General features: G+C 72.9%; 14 protein-coding genes. 6 read left to right on the forward strand and 8 right to left on the reverse strand.

What is annotated here, in order from left to right:
* The first annotated feature begins 112 nt into the window (after positions 1–112).
* Together AB0A94_RS08885 and AB0A94_RS08890 are read left to right on the forward strand one after the other, a co-directional pair.
* Positions 113–982 carry a helix-turn-helix transcriptional regulator gene (locus AB0A94_RS08885; protein ID WP_361741007.1) on the forward strand — a complete coding sequence of 290 codons (870 nt, stop codon included), beginning with the start codon at positions 113–115 and terminating at the stop codon, positions 980–982.
* Between the two features lie 137 nt (positions 983–1,119).
* Complete coding sequence (locus AB0A94_RS08890) at positions 1,120–2,187, forward strand: kelch repeat-containing protein (RefSeq protein ID WP_361741014.1); 1,068 nt, start codon at positions 1,120–1,122, stop codon at positions 2,185–2,187.
* A gap of 96 nt (positions 2,188–2,283) precedes the next feature.
* Here the strand turns inward: AB0A94_RS08890 and AB0A94_RS08895 are convergent, their stop codons facing one another.
* The 5 genes from AB0A94_RS08895 to AB0A94_RS08915 are packed head-to-tail and all read right to left on the reverse strand — an operon-like array spanning position 2,284 to position 9,690.
* A complete protein-coding gene (locus tag AB0A94_RS08895) occupies positions 2,284–5,184 on the reverse strand; it encodes a hypothetical protein (protein WP_361741017.1) in 2,901 nt (966 codons plus the stop codon).
* Positions 5,181–6,305 (reverse strand): AAA family ATPase, encoded by a 1,125-nt coding sequence (locus tag AB0A94_RS08900; RefSeq protein WP_361741020.1) that lies wholly within the window; start codon positions 6,303–6,305, stop codon positions 5,181–5,183. The genes AB0A94_RS08895 and AB0A94_RS08900 overlap by 4 nt, the downstream gene beginning before the upstream one ends.
* 54 nt (positions 6,306–6,359) lie before the next feature.
* A complete protein-coding gene (locus tag AB0A94_RS08905; protein ID WP_361741022.1) occupies positions 6,360–7,784 on the reverse strand; it encodes a VWA domain-containing protein in 1,425 nt (474 codons plus the stop codon).
* Positions 7,781–9,202 (reverse strand): hypothetical protein, encoded by a 1,422-nt coding sequence (locus AB0A94_RS08910; RefSeq protein ID WP_361741025.1) that lies wholly within the window; start codon positions 9,200–9,202, stop codon positions 7,781–7,783. Before AB0A94_RS08910 ends, AB0A94_RS08905 begins: the two co-directional genes overlap by 4 nt.
* Positions 9,172–9,690 carry a hypothetical protein gene (locus AB0A94_RS08915; protein ID WP_217130849.1) on the reverse strand — a complete coding sequence of 173 codons (519 nt, stop codon included), beginning with the start codon at positions 9,688–9,690 and terminating at the stop codon, positions 9,172–9,174. Before AB0A94_RS08915 ends, AB0A94_RS08910 begins: the two co-directional genes overlap by 31 nt.
* 179 nt (positions 9,691–9,869) lie before the next feature.
* Here AB0A94_RS08915 and AB0A94_RS08920 point away from each other — a divergent pair, with 179 nt between their 5' ends.
* The 3 genes from AB0A94_RS08920 (at position 9,870) to AB0A94_RS08930 (ending at position 13,146) form a co-directional block, all read left to right on the forward strand.
* Positions 9,870–11,528 carry an N-6 DNA methylase gene (locus AB0A94_RS08920; protein WP_361741028.1) on the forward strand — a complete coding sequence of 553 codons (1,659 nt, stop codon included), beginning with the start codon at positions 9,870–9,872 and terminating at the stop codon, positions 11,526–11,528.
* A 109-nt stretch (positions 11,529–11,637) separates the two neighbouring features.
* The gene (locus AB0A94_RS08925) at positions 11,638–12,036 is read left to right on the forward strand and encodes an EVE domain-containing protein (RefSeq protein WP_361741031.1); all 399 of its coding nucleotides are present in this window, start codon (positions 11,638–11,640) and stop codon (positions 12,034–12,036) included.
* Between the two features lie 78 nt (positions 12,037–12,114).
* Entirely contained in the window at positions 12,115–13,146 is a 1,032-nt protein-coding gene (locus tag AB0A94_RS08930) for an alpha/beta hydrolase family protein (protein ID WP_361741033.1), read from the forward strand.
* Between the two features lie 110 nt (positions 13,147–13,256).
* On the opposite strand, the gene AB0A94_RS08935 is transcribed toward AB0A94_RS08930, so the two are convergent.
* Together AB0A94_RS08935 and AB0A94_RS08940 are read right to left on the reverse strand one after the other, a co-directional pair.
* Positions 13,257–13,679 carry a hypothetical protein gene (locus AB0A94_RS08935; RefSeq protein WP_361741036.1) on the reverse strand — a complete coding sequence of 141 codons (423 nt, stop codon included), beginning with the start codon at positions 13,677–13,679 and terminating at the stop codon, positions 13,257–13,259.
* A 28-nt stretch (positions 13,680–13,707) separates the two neighbouring features.
* On the reverse strand, positions 13,708–14,127 hold the full coding sequence (locus tag AB0A94_RS08940; protein ID WP_361741038.1) for a hypothetical protein: 420 nt from the start codon (positions 14,125–14,127) through the stop codon (positions 13,708–13,710).
* Between the two features lie 57 nt (positions 14,128–14,184).
* Here AB0A94_RS08940 and AB0A94_RS08945 point away from each other — a divergent pair, with 57 nt between their 5' ends.
* Positions 14,185–14,454, forward strand: coding sequence for a hypothetical protein (locus AB0A94_RS08945; protein WP_361741041.1), 270 nt, complete (start codon positions 14,185–14,187; stop codon positions 14,452–14,454).
* Positions 14,455–14,593: 139 nt separating this feature from the next.
* On the opposite strand, the gene AB0A94_RS08950 is transcribed toward AB0A94_RS08945, so the two are convergent.
* Entirely contained in the window at positions 14,594–15,328 is a 735-nt protein-coding gene (locus AB0A94_RS08950) for a TioE family transcriptional regulator (protein ID WP_361741044.1), read from the reverse strand.
* Positions 15,329–15,377 lie beyond the last annotated feature (49 nt).

Here is a 15,377-nt window from a genome sequence, read left to right on the forward strand (position 1 = left end):
GAACCGGTGCGGAACGAAGGTCGCTGGTGGTCGTGTCCTCCACCCTGCACGCCGACGGCCGGCCGAACCAGGTGATGTCGTCCCCTGGGCCGGTGCCCCGGCCCGGCACACAATGGCGGACATGGGTTCTGTGAAACACACCGAGCTGGGAGCATTCCTACGGTCGCGGCGTGACCGCATCCGCCCGGGCGACGTGGGGCTTCCGGCCGGGCCCCGGCGCCGGGTGCCCGGGCTGCGCCGGGACGAGGTCGCCCAGCTCGCCGGGGCATCGGTGGACTACTACAACGAGCTCGAACGCGGAGCCGGGTCCCAGCCGTCCGAGCAGATGATCGCCGCACTGGCGAGGGCGCTGCGCCTGACCGCCGACGAGCGGGACTACCTCTACCGTCTGGCGGACCGCCCGGTGCCCGTCCCGGGCAGCGCCGCCTCGCACGTCCACCCCGGCATGCTCGACCTGCTGCACCGGATGCCGTCGACTCCCGCGCAGGTCATCACCGATTTGCATGTCACGCTGGTGCAGAATCCGCTCGCGGCGGCACTCCTGGGGGACCACTCCCGATTCCAGGGGACCCGGGCCAGCTTCGTCCACCGGTGGTTCACGGAGGCCGACGCCCGGAGCCTGTACCCGGAGGCCGACCACGAGGCCCAGTCCCGTGCCTTCGTCGCCGACCTGCGGGCCGCGGCCGCCCGGCGGGACGCCAAGGACGCCGAAGCCACGTCGATGATCCGTTCGCTGAGGGACACCTCGCCCGAGTTCGCCGCGCTGTGGGCCGACCACGAGGTGGCCTTCCGGCGCGACGACCGCAAACGCATCCGGCACCCCGCGCTCGGGGTCGTCGAGGTCAACTGCCTCAACCTGTTCAGCGAGGACGGCCGGCAGCGGCTGCTCTGGTTCACCCCCGCACTCGGCACCGACAGCGCCGACCTGCTCGACCTGCTCGCGGTCCTCGGCACCCAGGACGTCGTCGACCCCGCACCCTGACAGGGCTCCGGCCGAGCCGGGTACTCCCCACCCCCGGGACGACATCACCTGGTTGCCCCAGCCGCGGACAGGAACACTGGACGGGCCGAAGCCACCTGCTTCTGACGGAAACCAGGCCCTGTGACAAGGAGTTCCTCATGCAGCGGCGGACAGTACTGCTCCTCGGCGCCGCCCTGGCGGTGTCCCCGGCCGTCGAGGCCCACGCGCATCCGGGTCACCCGACCTCCCCCGGTGGAACGCCCCCCGTGGAAGAAGGGCCCTACCGCAGGGGTTGGCGGCGACTCGCACCGATCGCGAGCGGACCCCGGCAGGAGCACAGCGTCGCCGCCGTCGGCGACAAGGTCTACGTCATCGGCGGCATCGTCCCCGGGGAGTCCGGCGGCGTCACCACCACCCCGCGGGTCGACGTCTACGACACGCGCCACGACACCTGGTCGGGCGCGGCACCGCTGCCCGTCGCGATGAACCATCCCAACGTGGCGGTGGTCCACGGCCGGATCCACGTCCTCGGCGGGCTGTCCGGCGGATCCGAGTGGCAAGCCCTGCGCGACAGCTTCGTCTACTCCCCGCGCGCCGACCGGTGGCGACGGCTTCCCCCCATGCCCGCGGGCATCGAGCGGGGGAGCGCCGCGATCGGCGTGCACGGGACGAGGATCCTCCTCGCCGGCGGCATGCGCGTCCTCGTGCCGGGCGCGGGCGGCCTTCAGGACACGGTGGACACCGTGTCCGCGTACGACGCCGTGACCGGCCGGTGGGAGAACCTGCCGAGCCTGCCGCAGGCCCGCGACCACGTGGGCGGAGCCGTGGTCGGCGGGACGTTCTACGTGCTCGGCGGCCGGGACCGGGGACAGGTGAACGTACGGGACACCGTCTACGCGCTCGACCCGCGCGCCCACCGCTGGTCCGAGCGGGCACCGATGCCCACCGCCCGCGGCGGCATCGCCGCCGCGGCCGTGGGGACGAGGATCTACACCTTCGGCGGTGAGGGGCGGCACGACGGCGGCAACCCGAACACGGTCTTCGACGAGACCGAGGCCTACGACACCGAGCGCGACCGGTGGCAGCGGCTGGCCCCCATGCCGGTGCCGCGCCACGGCACGGCCGCCGTCGCCGTACGCGGCACGATCCACATCCCCGGCGGCGGCGTCCGGGGCGGTGGCGCCCCGGTGGATGCCAACGACTCCTACCGTCCCGCCCACCGGTGAGCGTGCCCGCCGACACCGTGGACACCCGAGGCACTCGGAGACCGGCCCGCCGTGCCGCTCGACGACGCTCTCACCGGGCGACACGGCCGTCCGCGGTCAGTGACCGGCGAGCAAGGACGCCAGGGCGTCGGCAGTCGCAGGGTGACGGCTTGTCAGCGCGGCACCCGACGGGCCGGGACCGGCCGTCGCCCACACCCCTTCGCAGCCCAGCAGCTCCGCCACCGCGTCGCACGTCGCCGGATGCGTGGCCAGCAGCGCCACGCCCGACGCCGACGGGACGTCGGCCCGGGACCACCCCTCCGTGCAGCCGAGCAGCTCCGCGACCGCGTCGCACGCCGCCGGGTGTGCCGCGAGCAGCGTGGCGCCCCGGCGGACCTCGGCCACGGGCTTCGCGGCGAACGGGTCCGTCTCCGGCGTCCGCCACGGCGGCACCCACGCGTCCAGTGCCGCCAGCCGGCCCGGGAAGATCCGGCCGGCCTCGCGGACCATCAGCGGGGCGAGGTCCGCCGCGCCGGAACGCAGGGTGGTGATCAGCAGCGGCAGCCACGGCAGCAGCACCGGGTCCGGCAGCCGCCCGAACGCGTTCGACACCGCCTCCACCACCACGTCCGCCAGCCCCGGCACGGGCTCCAGCGCGTGCACGAAGCCGCTGAGGTAACGCGGGTAGGTGGGCACCACCAGTGGGTTGTCCAGCAACTCGTCGCAGCGGGACCGCAGTTCGGCCCGGGACAGGGTGCCGAGCTGCACCTGCGCCGCCCACAGCAGTGCCGTCTTCGACGGGTCGTCCGGGTGCGACTGGGCGACCGCGAGCTCCAACTGGGTCCGGTCGCAGCCCAGCGACAGCGCGAGGCCCTCCATGGAGAACAGGAAGCCGAGCATCGCCGCGACCTGCCCCACCGTCGCGTCCTCGTCCCGGAACGCCGTCGGCAGCAGCGTGCAGTAGTGGGCGTAACCGGTCTTGACGAACGACTCGATCCAGGCCGGCAGCACCGGCTCGCCGGTGCGGTAGTACGCCAGCAGCGCCCGCACCCGGCGCAGCACCTCCGGCGCCCCGTCGACGCTCCGCTCGGCGGCGAGCAGCTTCAGCGCGTGCGTGCCGAGCTCGTCGGCGAGCCGGCGGCCGCCCAGGTACAGGAGCGAGTCCTCGACCGCCGCCAGCACCGTCGCCGTCGTCGCCTGCGGCCCGTACGCGTCGCGCCGCAGCCGCTGCTCCAGGACCTGCTCGAGGCTGACGCCCTCGTAGCCCAGCTCGATCAGGGCCCGCTGGTGCGTCCCGAGCGCCAGGTCCCACGACTCCTGGATCGACCGCTCACCGAGCCGCCGCTCACCCATGATCGGCCGTGCCGCCCCCTGCGGAAGCAGCCGCCGCAGCATCCACAGCACATCGGAGCAGGCCCGCAGTTCCGGCCGGGACGCCATGTCCAGCAGTGCCCTGCGCACCCCGCGCTGTTCGAGCTTCAGCTCCAGCGGCGCGAGCCGGTCGTACACGTCACGGGCGAGCGGCGGCAGCGAGTCGTATCCGACCTGCCCGATCCGGTCGCCGCCCATCATGATCTCGACGAGGCGCCGCACGTCCCGCCGCCCCGGGACGCTGTCCTTCTCGATGCAGGTGACCGCCGCGTCCTGGAAGTCGTACGGCGTCGGCCTGGCCCGGTCCCGCAGGCCGGCCAGCAGGATCGACGTCTCGAAGACGGCGATGGCGTCGGCGGTCGAGGCGAGATAGCCGTTGCGCCGGGCCGCGCGCACGATCTCCACCGACCAGCCGAGCAGCTCGGCCTCGTCCAGACCGTCGAGCACGGGCGGCCGGCGCAGGAAGCCGGACAGCTTGTCCGCGTCGGCCGCGGCCGCCGGCGCCGGGACGACGGCCGTTTTCTTCGCCGCGGACTTCTTCTTCCCGGCCTGCCCCTCCAGCACGTACGGCTCCACCCGGGTCCGCCTCAGGCTCTTCGCCCACTCCGTAGCCGCGATCGACACCGACCCGGCGGCGAGGCCGAACTGCGCCTCGATCGCCGCGTGGCTGGACGGGATCAGCCCGTACTGCCAGGTGGTGGCGGTGCGCGGGGAGATCGTGAACGTGTCCGAGCCGCCGTGCACGCCGAACTCCTCCACGTGGCTGGCCGCGTGGAACGCCCCGCACACGTACAGGCAGTCCTCCGGGTCCGTGCCGGTCGCCGCCAGGTGCTCCCGCATCCGGGTCCACATGTACCGCTCGCGGTCCTCGTCCACCCGGACGCGGGACCCGTCGCCGGGGGCGAGCCGCCGGAACAGGCTGCCGATGAGGAACATGACCTGGCGGTAGGTGTCGTGGTCGGCGGCGCCGTCGCCGAGCGGGACCTCGACGTACTGGTGCCACCACTCCGACCAGTGCCGCACCCTGCCGTGGCGCAGCAGGTGCTCCTCCAGCTCGGCGAAGCGCGGCCGCAGGTCGCCGATCCCGACGCCGACGGCCTCACCGTGCAGCGCGGCCCCGGCCTCCTCCGGAGGCTCGGTGCCCTCCTGCGCCTGCTCGTCCCTCCTGTCCCACTGGAAGACGTGGTCCGCCGACCGGTCGACCAGGACCAGTTCCACGCCCGGGGTGTCCAGGGCGTACGCGATCGCCTGGTACTCGGCGGACGCCTCCGTGATCGGTGCCACCACCGACAGCGGGGCCCAGTCGGCGGGGAAGCCGTCGACGTCGCCGGCGAACGCCTGCACCGCCACCGGCAGCCGGCAGTTGCGCAGCTCGGTCAGGAGCGGCGCCATGTCCTCGCACAGCTCCAGGTACACCACCTTGGGCTGCTTCTCGCGCAGGCGGCGGGCCATGGCGAGCGCGGACGCGGGGGAGTGGTGGCAGACGGGGAAGATCTCCAGCGGCTCGCGCACCGCCCGGTCGACGTCGTCGACCATGCCGAGCAGGATGCCCTCCAGGGCGTCCGGCCCGTCCGCGAACGCGGCCGCGGCGTCCTGCAGCTGCCCGCGCAGTCCGGCGAACGACGTGCTCTCCCGGTGCCCGCTCATGACAGGGTGGCGATCGCGTCGCGGCCGCCCTCGAGGAACTCGGGCCAGGAGCCGCCCTCCTCCTTGCTGCGCGGCTCGACGACACCGTGCAGGTACTTGTTGAGGATGGCCAGGTCCTCGGGCTCGCGCCGGGTGAGGGAGCCGACCAGCGAGGAGGCCAGGGCGCGGGCGGTCAGGGTGCGCTCGCCGAAGAAGTTGCTGTGCAGGACGGCGTCCTCCAGCACACCGATCTGCTCGGCCGTCGACAGCGCGGACTCCAGCTTCTCGTCGTCGCTGCCGGCCGCGGCGGCGGACGCCCGCAGGTCGGCGAAGCTCCGCAGCAGCACGTCCAGCAGGGTCGGCGGCACGTCCAGGTCGATCGAGTGGCGGCGCAGCAGCTCCTCGGTGCGGAAGCGGACGATCTCCGCCTCGCTCTTCTTGTTCGTCACGACCGGGATGCGGACGAAGTTGAAGCGCCGCTTCAGCGCGGAGGAGAGGTCGTTGACACCCCGGTCGCGGCTGTTGGCCGTGGCGATGATCGAGAAGCCGGGCTTGGCGAAGACGATGTTGTCGTCGCCGCCCCCGCTCTCCAGTTCCGGAACGGAGATGTACTTCTCGGAGAGGATCGAGATCAGCGCGTCCTGGACGTCGCTCGTGGAACGGGTCAGCTCCTCGAAGCGGCCGATGGCCCCGGCCTCCATCGCGGTCATGATCGGCGAGGGGATCATCGACTCCCGCGACTGGCCCTTGGCGATGACCATCGACACGTTCCACGAGTACTTGATGTGGTCCTCGGTGGTGCCGGCCGTGCCCTGCACCACCAGCGTGGAGTTGCGGCAGATCGCTGCGGACAGCAGCTCGGCCAGCCAGCTCTTGCCCGTGCCGGGGTCACCGATGAGCAGCAGACCGCGGTCGGAGGCGAGGGTGACGATCGACCGCTCCACGAAGCTGCGGTCGCCGAACCACTTCTGCGACACCTCGCGGTCCAGGCCGTCGGCACGCTCGGAGCCGAGGACGAACAGCCGGACCATCTTCGGGGACAGGCGCCACGAGAAAGGCTTGGGGTTGTCGTCGATCGACTCCAGCCAGTCGAGCTCCTCGGCGTACTTGATCTCGGCGGGCGCGCGCAGCAGGTCGGACATCAGGGAAGGCCTTTCGGAACGGTGATCACAACGGGACGGACGTCTCTTGGGTGATCAGGTGAGGAACGTCTTGAGTTCGTGCACGAGCTTCTTGATGTGGCCGGAGATCACCGGCGTGCCGAGGTCCTTGAACTTCTCCCGGAACCACGGGTTGACGCTGCCGCGCCCGGAGCTGGTCACCGAACCCACCGGGATGAACTTCGCCCCCGAACGGTGGATGGCGGCCATGCTCTCGAACAGCTCCTCCGTGCGCCATTCGTAGAAGTCGGAGATCCACACCACGACGGTGTTGCGCGGCTCGGCGATCTTCGGCTGGGCGAGCGCCATCGCCACGGTGCCGTCGGTGCCGCCGCCGAGCTTGGTCCGCAGCAGCGTCTCGAACGGGTCGTGCGCCCAGGGCGTGAGGTCCAGCGCCTGCGTGTCGTACGCGATCAGGTGGACGTCCACCTTCGGCAGCCCGGCGAAGATGGACGCCAGGATGGTGCAGTTGACCATCGAGTCCACCATCGAACCCGACTGGTCCACGACCACGATCAGCCGCTGGGGTGTCGTCTTTCGGCTGGTGTGCCGGTAGTAGAGCCGGTCGACGTAGAGCCGCTCCTCCTCCGGGTCCCAGTTGGTGAGGTTCTTCCAGATGGTGCGGTCGAGATCGAGATTGCGGTAGACGCGCTTGGGCGGGACGGACCGGTCGAGCTCACCGACCGTGGCCTTCTCCACCTGGGTGCGCAGCACCTCGGTGACCTCGTCGACGTAACGCCGGATCAGCGCCTTGGCGTTGGCGAGGGCGACACCGGAGAGGTTGTTCTTGTCGCGCAGCAACTGCTCGATCAGCGACATGCTCGGCGTCAGCCGCGAGGCCAGCGCGGGGTCGGCCAGCACCTCGCGCAGCCGCATGCGCTTGACGAGACCGGCCTCGATGGAGCCGAGCTCCGGCCCGATCTCGGGAACGAGGCGGCTGAGGTCGGGTGCGGGCGCGCCGAGACCGGTGCCGGTCGGGCTGACGCCCTGCCCGGCTCCCGCGCGGTTGACGCCACCGCGTCCGCCGCGCAGCTCACCGGGCCGGCAGCCCAGCGCCCGCTCCAGCCAGCCCGCGTCGGACTGCCAGCGCGCCAGCTGCTCGGCCGTGACGTTGCCCGAGCCGGTGGCGAAGACGTTCAGCAGCACCTTCGACGCGAGCGCCGCACGCCGCACCTCGGCGGCCCGGTCACGCGCACCGTCCCCGTCCGGCTCGGGCGTCATCAGCCCGTCGAACTCGGCGGCCAGTTCCGGGTGCCGCTGCACGACGGAGTCGACGGACGCCCCCGGGTCGAGCAGCGCGGCCGGCAGGCCGACGTCCTCGACGACGGCGAGACTCGCCGACTCCAGGGACGCCTGCTCCTCGGGGTCGAAGAGCCGGGCCAGCAGCCGCCAGTACAGCACCTGCCGCCGGTTCTCGTCGGGATCGGGCGCGCAGGCCCCTTCGACGGTCTGCCCGCTCATTTCCGCAGCAGCTTTCCGGCACGCTCGCGCAGCACCTTGACGGCGTCGGTGGCGGCCTTCTCGGCCCGCACCCCGGCCTTGTCGGCCGTACCTCCGGCCCACGCCCCGGCGTGCACGGCGACGGCCTTCTTCCGCACGGTCCGCTCGACGGCGAGCGGCTGGAGCAGGAACTCCCCGGCGTCCCAGCGCAGCAGCCCGAGACACGCACCGGACGAGGCGACCACCTCGGCGGTGAGCGGACCCGCGGCCGGAACCCGGTCGGTGTCGACGGCGAGGCGCTGCCCGGCCACCCGGAACGCCACCCCGTCCTCGTCCTCCTCCACGGCGTACCCCTCCAGCAGGACGGGCACGGCGATGCGGGCCGGGTGCCGGTCGAGCGGAGCGGTCGCGAAGGCGACGGCGACGGGCAGCGCCACCCGCGCGGTGGCGAACGCCTCGGCGGGCTCGCCCGCACGCGCCCGGGCGTCGTCCCACAGCAGATCGCCCTCACCGGTGACGGGCATCGCGTCGAGGTCCACGGCACGCCCCTCGCTCACGGCGGCCAGCAGGGACATGTGCGGCCGGAGCAGCTGCCACAGCCCCGCACCGACGACGGTGTCGGGCTTCGGCGCGGACACACTGGCCCGCACCAGCCGGGCCGGGCCGCCGTCCGCCGGCTCGAACACCGCGTGCACCTGTGCCTGTACGGCGGTGGCGTGCTCCTGCACGTCGACACCGAGGGGCAGCAACCGGCCGGTCGCCCCGGTGACCGCGGGGGCGGACGCCGCGCCGGGCAGGGTCAGCAGCACGGCGCGCGACCACAGGTCGGCCCAGCGGCGTACGGGAACGTGCTCCAGGGACGCGCCGGGACAGGAGGCGGCGAGTTCGGCGGCGAAGCCGTCGAGCAGCGTGGCCAGGCGGCGCAGCGCCGGGTCGGGCAGCATGGCGGACACGACGGGCGCGGCACCGGCGACCAGCTCGTGGTCGATGCCGTGCCAGCCGGCCCGCGCGAGATCGCACAGCCAACTGCGGGCGGCGGCACGCAGGTTGACCGCGTGTTCCCCGTCGGCCGCGGCCGTGCCGCTCTCCCCGTCCCGCGCCCGCCCGACGGCCTCCTCGGCCCGCTGGAGGAGCGCGTCGTGCACGGAACCGAGCAGGGCGGTGCGAGCGGCCGCGAGCGCCACGAAGTGATCCTCGCCGGCCGCCCCGGCGGCCGTCTTCCCGGCCGCCTCGGCGACCCGCGCCGCCAGCGGCGACCCGGCGACGGCGTCCGCGAGGGCGGCCAGCCCGCTCGCCTGGGCGGGCCCCGGACGCAGCAGACCGGCGACCAGGACCTCGTCGAAACCGTCCACGGCCGCGAGGGCCTCGTCGAGCCCGTCGACGGCGTCGGTCAGCAGATCGGCGCGCATCAGGCCACCGCCCTCGTCGTCGGGAACCACTGCATCTCGGGCAACGGAGCGGTGACCGGGGCGAGTTCGAGGTAGGCGAGGTGCCGCAGGAACCGGCTGAACACCTGCGCCGCCGCCGAACTGTCGCCCTGGGCGGGCCGCGTGGCGGTCATCGCGTCGGTGACGGAGTCCGCGTCGGGCGCCTCACCGGTGACCTCGACCTTCAGGTACCGGGCCACCCGCTCGACGCCGTACTGCAGCACGGCCTCACCGACGAGCGCGCGTATGTGGTTGCAGAACCACCCCCGCGCCCCGCCGCAGGGCCGGTTGTTGTTGGTGCTGCACGCGAACGCGTACGTCCCCGCCTCGACCGACGAGACGTACACCCGCCCGATGTCCGACCCGCTGGACACCACGCCCTGCAGCCGCCCGTCGGCCAGCTCCACGAACGGCACCTTCGCGAGCTTCCGCGGCCGCGCGGACGGCACCACCCGTGCCGTGCTCGACTTCTCCCGGACCGACAACGCACCATCTCCCATGCATGCGAAAGGGGACGTCAACGCCAGAGCGGCGCAACGGGATCAAGCTATCGGGGGCCACTGACAACGCCCCCTGCCCGGGACGGGCGCGGAGACGGCGAACGGGGCGGTCGTCGTTGACGTCGTCAACGGCCGTTTTTCATTGATGCGCGGCCGGGACGCTGTGTACCGTAGCCGGTATGCCACAGACCCCGGCCACGCCGACGAACCCGTTGGTCACCGGCTCCGAGATCGCCCGTATCGCGGGTGTCACCCGCGCCGCCGTGTCGAACTGGCGACGGCGGTACGACGACTTCCCGGCACCGGTCGGCGGCGGCGCCAACAGCCCTCTCTTCGACCTGGCCGAGGTCCAGGCCTGGCTGGACAAGCAGAGCAAGGGACAGGACGTCACCGACGAGGTCCAGCTGTGGCAGGTGCTGCGGGGTGCCTACGGCGACGACATCCTCGGTGGGCTCGCGGACATCGCGCACGCCCTCGCCGCCCCCGGGGAGGAGGCGCCGGCCGCGTTGCCCGAGCAGGGGGTCCGGCTCGCCCGCCGGATGGCCGGCGGCGGCTCCGCCGCGGACGTGGTGAACGGCCTCGCCGAGCGCTTCACGGAGTCCGTGCGGCGAGCGGGCTCGGACCAGGTGACCTCGCCCCGGGTGGTCCGGGCCGTCCGGCACTTCGCGGGCGACGTGGCCGCCGACGCCGTGCTCTTCGACCCCGCCTGCGGAATCGGTACCCTCCTGCTCGCCGTCGGCGCCGGACCGGGCGCCAGGCGGTGCGGTCAGGAAGCGGACGCCCGCAGCGCGCGCCTCGCGCAGTCGCGGGCCGACCTCGCGGAACTTCCCCGTACCGAGATCAAGCAGGGCGACTCCCTGCGCGCGGACCAGTGGTCCGGCCTCAAGGCCGACCTCGTCGTCTGCGATCCGCCGGTCAGCGACACCGACTGGGGCCGGGAGGACCTCCTCCTCGACCCCCGCTGGGAGCTCGGCACCCCCTCCCGCGCGGAGGGCGAACTCGCCTGGCTCCAGCACGCCTACGCGCACACCGCGCCCGGTGGCCGTGTGGTCATGGTCATGCCTGCCTCGGTGGCCTACCGCAAGGCCGGCCGCCGCATCCGCGCCGAGCTCGTCCGCCGGGGCATCCTCACCCAGGTCACCGCGCTGGCCCCGGGCACGGCCGCCGCGCACTCCCTCCCCGTGCACCTGTGGCACCTGCGGCGTCCGGTGTCGCCGGACGACGCGGCCACCGCGGTCCGCATGGTCGACCTCACGTCCAACGACCCGGACGACCCCCTGGAGCCGCGGCCCCAGCAGATCACCGAGGTCCCCCAGATCGATCTGCTCGACGACCTGGTCGACCTCACCCCGAGCCGTCACGTCGAGGAGTCGCACCGCGACTACGTGACGGAGTACGACACCTTGCGCCAGGAGCTGACCGAACAGGTGCGGCGCCTGGCCGAACTGCTCCCCGCCCTGGTCGCCGGCGAGGGCACCGGCGCCCTGGACGGCCCCAGTGTCAGCGTCGCCGACCTGATCAGGGCCGGTCTTGTCGAGTACGCGGATCCGGAACCGGTCTCGGTCAGCGACCAGCTCGACACGGACTTCCTCCAGGGCTTCCTGCACAGCGCCGCCAACAGCCGCCGTTCCACCACCGCCAGCGGCACCTTCCGCCTCGACAGCAAGGGCGCCCGCATCCCGCAGATGGACATCACCGCACAGCGCGGCTACGGGACCGCCTTCCACGCGCTGCGCGAGTTCGAGGAGCGGGCCCGGCGGGTGGCGGAACTCAGCCGGCAGATCGCGGCACTGGCGCGGGACGGACTCAGCAACGGGGCGCTGAAACCCGGCACCTGACACCTCCGTGTCGAAAACGTGTACGCGCACCCCCCGGCTGTCTGGCACCATGAGTCGCCGCACCGATGCGTCTTCACGCGGGCCGAGCGTCCTGACCGAAGGGGATTCCATGGCGGACTGGATCTACATCCTCGATCCGCGCAAGGACACGCTGGACGGGGAGCCGTCCGACAAGGAGACGATGCTCCAACTCGCCGAGGAGGAACCGGAACTGGAGCTCTGGCTCAGCCGCCGCAACCGGATGGAGCCGGGCGACCGCCTCTGGTTCTACTTCGCGCGACCCGAGGCGGCGGTCGCCGCGGTGGCCGAGGTCGACGAGGAACCCCGCCCGGACGACGAGGACCCCGGCGTCCCCTTCCTGGTCCCCGTGACCTTGCTGACCGAGGCGACGAAGGCCCTCTACCGCGACCCGGTGAGCCGCGGGGAACTGGGCCTGGGCCAGGTGAGATCGGTACAGAAGGTGAAGCCGGAGGCCCTGCCGGTGCTGCTGGCACGGGCGGGGCTGTAGCACGGCCGACGCCTCCGGCCCCCGTCCGCCCCGGTCGGACCGTTCACGCAGCGACGAACCGCCCCTCAGGGAGCCGCCTTGTCAGCGACCACGACCGCCGTCCCGACCCTCCGCTCCAGAGCCCTGCTCGTCCTCGCCACGGTCCTCCTCACCCTCGCACCGACCGCACCGGCACGCGCCGTCACGGGGCAGGGGGCCGAGGCCCCACCCCGTTCGCCGCATGCGCGCGGCGCCGAGGTCGTCGCCGTCACCCGGGTCGCCGACCGGCAGGTCGACCTGTCGGTGAGGTCGGCGGCCCTGGGCGGCCGTACGGTCGGGGTCCGCCTCCTCACCCCCGACGGCTGGGACCCCGGCGACCGGCGCCGGCACTGGCCGACCCTGTGGCTCCTGCACGGCTGCTGCGGCGACTACACCTCGTGGACCGCCATGACCGACGTCGCGGAGACGGACAGCCTGCGCGACGTCCTGGTCGTCATGCCGGAGGCCGGCTGGAACGGCTGGTACAGCGACTGGTGGAACCACGGCGAGGGCGGCGACCCGGCGTGGGAGACCTTCCACACCGCCGAGCTGCGCCACCTCCTCGAACGCGACTGGGGCGCCGGCCGTGACCGCGTCGTTGCCGGGCTGTCGATGGGAGGCCAGGGCGCCCTGCTGTACGCCGCCCGGCACCCCGGCATGTTCAAGGCGGCCGCCGCGTACTCCGGCTCGGCCCACCCCCTCCTCGGCGACGAGTCGGTCGACCGCGTCATGGGGTTCTTCGCCGGCCAGGGCGGCGACCCGCTGCGGGTCTGGGGCGACCCGGTCGCGCAACGCCGCATATGGCAGGCTCACGACCCCTTCCACCTGGCCCGACGACTCAAGTCGATTCCCGTGTACCTGTCCTGCGGCGACGGCACCACCGGCCCCCTGGACCCGCCGGGCGGCACCAGCGCCCTCGAGGCCGACTTCAACCGCCAGAACCACGCCCTGGCCGCCGAGTTGGAACGCGTGGGCGCCAAGTACCTGACCACCCACTTCTACGGCCCGGGCACCCACGCCTGGGCGTACTGGGAACGCGAGTTGCACGCCTCACTGCCGATGCTGCTGGGCGCCCTCGACCTGAGGGGGTGACGCCCGGGTCCGGGGGCCGACCGCGGCCGGGGCCGTGTCCAGGAGGCCGAGGGCGGCGGCCCCGGCCAGGCTCCCGGTGGCACCGAGCACACGGCGTCTGCTCACAGCGGTCATGAAGTGCCCTTCCTGTTGGTACGGAGTCGGATGACGGTCAGGCCCACGGCCCGGGCCAGGCAGAGCAGCGCCAGGACCGGGAGCACGACCAGGACCGGGTTCACCCAGGCCGGGACCAGGTCGTACCCCGCATGACACTTGTCGTGCAGTGGGAACCACCGCGTGTACTCCTCGAAGTTCGCCCTGCGGTACGCCCGGTCGTAGGTCTGGCCCGCCCTGTGGCACGCCTCCTCCGGGTCCAGCGACGCCCCGGCGAGGGAGCCGATGAGGTAGCTGACACCGGCTCCCAGCAGCAGGAGCACCGCGCTCCAGGTGAACCACGCGGGACTGCGCCGCCACGTGCCGGAGAGCAGCGGGCGGCTCCAGAACCACAGGACGACCAGGAGGGGCAGGAGAACCGGGATGAGAATGAGGGCCATGGGTTGAACTCTGCAGGTTCTTCCCGGCCTACCGGGCCGCGGCCCGCTGTGCGGCCTGCTTGCGGTAGACGGCCAGGTTCTCCTTGTACTTGGCGGCCAGGCTGTTCTCCAGGCCGATGAGGGCGAGCTGACGGTCGGAGAAGCCCTGACAGAACTGGGCCGGCTTCTCCGTGTTGCCGGGAACGAGGACGTAGTCCGTCGGCAGGGCGACGCCCGCGCCCGTGATGAGCGCGAGCCGGGCCGCGTCGACGGTGACGTCGGACGGGACGGCGAGGATGTCCCAGCAAATCGCCCGCGCGTTGGTGGCGTTCTCCCACCGCCGGTCGAAGTGGCTGCGGAAGCGGGTCAGGGCGCCCCCGTTGTTGTAGTGCGCCTTCATCCAGTCGACGACGTTCCCGCCCCCGGCGACGTGCTTGGCCAGCAGGTAACCGTCGACGTCCTCCAGCATGTCCGTGTAGCCGAAGCTGGAGACGGTGCCGGGAATGGCCAGCTGGCCTGGCAGAACGTGAGCGGCGAGGCGTACTCGTCCACCGAGTTCCGCCAGTCCGCCCAGAACGTCATGAGGTCCCCGCCCCAGCCGGCGATGTCACCGCCGGTGGACTCCTTCTCGTCGGACGGGTCGGAGTTCTCCGGGAAGCCGTTGGCCGTGGCCATCAGGTGGGTGGCGTCGAGCTGGCAGCCCGTGACGGTGTCGGTCTGGCCGCACCGGGCGAAGGGGCGGCGCACGGAGGGCGCCGCCGCGGCGCGAGCGGAGAGCGAGGACCCCGCGCTGTGACCCTGCTCACCTCGGCCGGCGTGGTGGCCCGGGCCGTCACCGACCCGGTCGAACTCGCCGCGTGTCCCGTTGCGGCCGGCCCTCGCCGAACCACCCGCGCCCACGGGGTACGAGTCGGGCACCGGGGCGCCGGGGGTCCTCACGTGCGCGTGCGCAGGTACGCCTCCAGCTCCGCCGCCCCGGTCAGCATCGCGCGCGAGCGGGCGGACAGCCGCCCCTGCCAGTCGCGCAGCGCGCCTTCCAGGGGCTCCAGCCCGCCCGCTGTCCGCACCTGCCGGATCAGGGGTGCGATCTGCTCCAGCAGGTAGCCACCGCGCCTGAGTTGGTGTGCCAGCCGGGCGTCGCGTACGTCGGATTCGTCGTAGACCCGGTACCCGGTCACCGGATCCCGGCGCGGTCCTACGAGCCCTGCGTCCTCCCACTTGCGCAGCGTCGCCGGCCGGATCCCGAGTTCCTCGGCCAGTGCCCCGATGAACATGCGGCCGGACCGGGACGGCGAGGCGACGTGTGCGGCGCCGGTACGGCGGGAGAGGTCGCGCACGGCCCTCTCGACGGCCTGGAGCGTGCGCCGGTCGTCGAGCAACCGGGCGTGGCTCTCGTCGATCAGCCGGAACGCCTCGTCGTCGGCGCCCCGGTTCACCGCCTGCATGATCGCCGTCGCCGTCGGGTGGCCGTGGCCGGGCACCAGGGCGAGGAACGCGCGCAGGGCTCGTGCGTGCAGCGGTCCGAAGGTGCGGTAGCCGTGGGCCGTACGGTCGGCGGCAGGGAGGATGCCGGCCTCCTCGTAGTTCCTGACCGCCTGGGTGGACAGACCGTGCCGTCGTGCCAGGTCGATCGGCCTGAGTTTCTCACCGCTTTGAAGGTTCCGCCCCACAAGGCGGACGATATCGCGCCCAAGTCTCCACCGAAAGTTCAACGATACC

Origin of the sequence: Streptomyces sp. NPDC044984 (assembly GCF_040646935.1) — a bacterium.
In the GTDB taxonomy this organism is placed as follows: domain Bacteria; phylum Actinomycetota; class Actinomycetes; order Streptomycetales; family Streptomycetaceae; genus Streptomyces.